The sequence below is a fragment of the Brucella daejeonensis genome (assembly GCF_014199265.1).
Classification (GTDB): domain Bacteria; phylum Pseudomonadota; class Alphaproteobacteria; order Rhizobiales; family Rhizobiaceae; genus Brucella; species Brucella daejeonensis.
The window spans coordinates 2,501-5,746 of the sequence record NZ_JACIJG010000042.1; the positions used below are offsets into that span (position 1 = coordinate 2,501).

Sequence of the window (3,246 nt, forward strand, 5' to 3'; positions counted from 1 at the left end):
GGTGTTAGAAGCGAACCTGGGGAACTGAAACATCTAAGTACCCAGAGGAAAGGACATCAAACGAGACTCCGCTAGTAGTGGCGAGCGAACGCGGACCAGGCCAGTGGCTTTTGTGAAAGAAGTGGAACGAGCTGGAAAGCTTGACCGAAGTGGGTGATAGTCCCGTACACGTAGAATAGCAGAAGTCCTTGAGTAGGGCGGGACACGTGAAATCCTGTCTGAACATGGGTCGACCACGATCCAAGCCTAAGTACTCGTGCATGACCGATAGCGAACCAGTACCGTGAGGGAAAGGTGAAAAGCACCCCGACGAGGGGAGTGAAACAGTACCTGAAACCGGATGCCTACAAACAGTTGGAGCCCAAGGTTCGTCCTGGGTGACAGCGTACCTTTTGTATAATGGGTCAGCGACTTAGTCTGACGAGCAAGCTTAAGCCGGTAGGTGTAGGCGCAGCGAAAGCGAGTCTGAACAGGGCGTTCAGTTCGTCGGATTAGACCCGAAACCAAGTGATCTAGCCATGAGCAGGTTGAAGGTACGGTAACACGTACTGGAGGACCGAACCCGCATCTGTTGCAATAGATTGGGATGACTTGTGGCTAGGGGTGAAAGGCCAATCAAACTTGGAGATAGCTGGTTCTCCGCGAAATCTATTTAGGTAGAGCGTCCAGCGAATACCCCCGGGGGTAGAGCACTGAATGGGCTATGGGGACTCACCGTCTTACTGATCCTAATCAAACTCCGAATACCGGGGAGTACTACTGGGCAGACACACGGCGGGTGCTAACGTCCGTCGTGAAGAGGGCAACAACCCTGACCACCATCTAAGGTCCCTAAGTTATGGCTAAGTGGGAAAGGATGTGAGGATCCCAAAACAACCAGGATGTTGGCTTAGAAGCAGCCATCATTTAAAGAAAGCGTAACAGCTCACTGGTCTAAATAAGGGTCTTTGCGCCGAAAATGTACCGGGGCTCAAGCCATACACCGAAGCTGTGGATGCACATTTGTGCGTGGTAGCGGAGCGTTCCGTAAGCCTGTGAAGGGACAGTCGTGAGACATCCTGGAGGTATCGGAAGTGAGAATGCTGACATGAGTAACGATAAAGGGAGTGAGAGACTCCCTCGCCGAAAGTCCAAGGGTTCCTGCTTAAAGTTAATCTGAGCAGGGTTAGCCGGCCCCTAAGGCGAGGCCGAAAGGCGTAGTCGATGGGAACCACGTTAATATTCGTGGGCCTGCAGGTAGTGACGGATCGCGTGTGTTGTACATTCTTATTGGATTGAATGTGCAGCGAAGCGGTTCCAGGAAATAGCTCCTGCATATAGACCGTACCCTAAACCGACACTGGTGGACTGGTAGAGAATACCAAGGCGCTTGAGAGAACTGCGTTGAAGGAACTCGGCAAAATGCACGCGTAACTTCGGAAGAAGCGTGACCTTCATGTGGGCAACCATATGGGGGTGGCACAGACCAGGGGGTAGCGACTGTTTACCAAAAACACAGGGCTCTGCGAAGTCGCAAGACGACGTATAGGGTCTGACGCCTGCCCGGTGCCGGAAGGTTAAGAGGAGAGGTGCAAGCCTTGAATTGAAGCCCCGGTAAACGGCGGCCGTAACTATAACGGTCCTAAGGTAGCGAAATTCCTTGTCGGGTAAGTTCCGACCTGCACGAATGGCGTAACGACTTCCCCGCTGTCTCCAACGCAGACTCAGTGAAATTGAATTCCCCGTGAAGATGCGGGGTTCCTGCGGTTAGACGGAAAGACCCCGTGCACCTTTACTATAGCTTTACACTGGCATTCGTGACGACATGTGTAGGATAGGTGGTAGACTTTGAAGCAGTGGCGCCAGCCATTGTGGAGTCAACCTTGAAATACCACCCTTGTTTTTATGGATGTCTAACTGCGGCCCGTTATCCGGGTCCAGGACCGTGTATGGTGGGTAGTTTGACTGGGGCGGTCGCCTCCTAAAGAGTAACGGAGGCGCGCGATGGTAGGCTCAGAACGGTCGGAAATCGTTCGTCGAGTGCAATGGCATAAGCCTGCCTGACTGCAAGACTGACAAGTCGAGCAGAGACGAAAGTCGGTCATAGTGATCCGGTGGTCCCGCGTGGAAGGGCCATCGCTCAACGGATAAAAGGTACGCCGGGGATAACAGGCTGATGACCCCCAAGAGTCCATATCGACGGGGTTGTTTGGCACCTCGATGTCGACTCATCGCATCCTGGGGCTGGAGCAGGTCCCAAGGGTATGGCTGTTCGCCATTTAAAGCGGTACGTGAGTTGGGTTCAGAACGTCGTGAGACAGTTCGGTCCCTATCTGCCGTGGGTGTAGGAATATTGAAAGGATCTGTCCCTAGTACGAGAGGACCGGGATGGACGTATCTCTGGTGGACCTGTTGTCGTGCCAACGGCATAGCAGGGTAGCTATATACGGACTAGATAACCGCTGAAGGCATCTAAGCGGGAAACTAACCTTAAAACGAGTATTCCCTATCAGAGCCGTGGAAGACCACCACGTTGATAGGCCGGGTGTGGAAGTGCGGCAACGCATGCAGCTTACCGGTACTAATAGCTCGATCGACTTGATCACTCCCATTTACAATATCCATCGAACCAAGTTCGATGATCTATATCGCTCACGCCAGTCTGGCTTCGCCAGACGGCTGCGCGGGCGCGGCCTCCGGCCGGCACACAGTCGTGTGCTTATTGTTATCAGCGCCCTATGAGGGTGTTGATGCTAGAAACAGCACGAAAGACGGAAAAAAGCAGTGGAAGCAGTGAGTTAACATACTCCCCTATTCCCCTACTGCCTTACTCCCCTAACCAGCTTCTCATCATTTGTTTGTGTTCTTCGCCGACCTGGTGGTTATGGCGGAGCGGCTGCACCCGATCCCATTCCGAACTCGGCCGTGAAACGCTCCAGCGCCAATGGTACTTCGTCTCAAGACGCGGGAGAGTAGGTCGCTGCCAGGTCTGCCAAGCACACAAATCAAAACATCTTCTCAAACCCCATGCAAAACACTCTAATTAGGCGATAAACGCAAAAATACCCAACCGGTTCTAGAATAGACACCCTGGCGCGGGGTGGAGCAGCCCCCGCCTGATCGCAGACGGCAAAGCCGGCGAGGACAGGCATACAAAAAACCGGGCTAAGCTCGGTGCTCAAAGGTTTATCGCGGGGTGGAGCAGCCCGGTAGCTCGTCAGGCTCATAACCTGAAGGCCGCAGGTTCAAATCCTGCCCCCGCAACCA

1 tRNA gene and 2 rRNA genes (1 of these 3 running past the window's edge) are annotated in these 3,246 nt (G+C 53.5%); all 3 read left to right on the forward strand.

Features of this window, described 5'->3' with window-relative positions:
* Window positions 1-2,585: ribosomal RNA gene (locus tag FHS76_RS22255) — 23S ribosomal RNA — on the forward strand (it extends 220 nt beyond the left edge of the window).
* 268 nt (window positions 2,586-2,853) lie between these two features.
* Window positions 2,854-2,968, forward strand: a 5S ribosomal RNA gene (gene rrf, locus FHS76_RS22260).
* A gap of 201 nt (window positions 2,969-3,169) precedes the next feature.
* A tRNA-Met gene (locus FHS76_RS22265) sits at window positions 3,170-3,246 on the forward strand.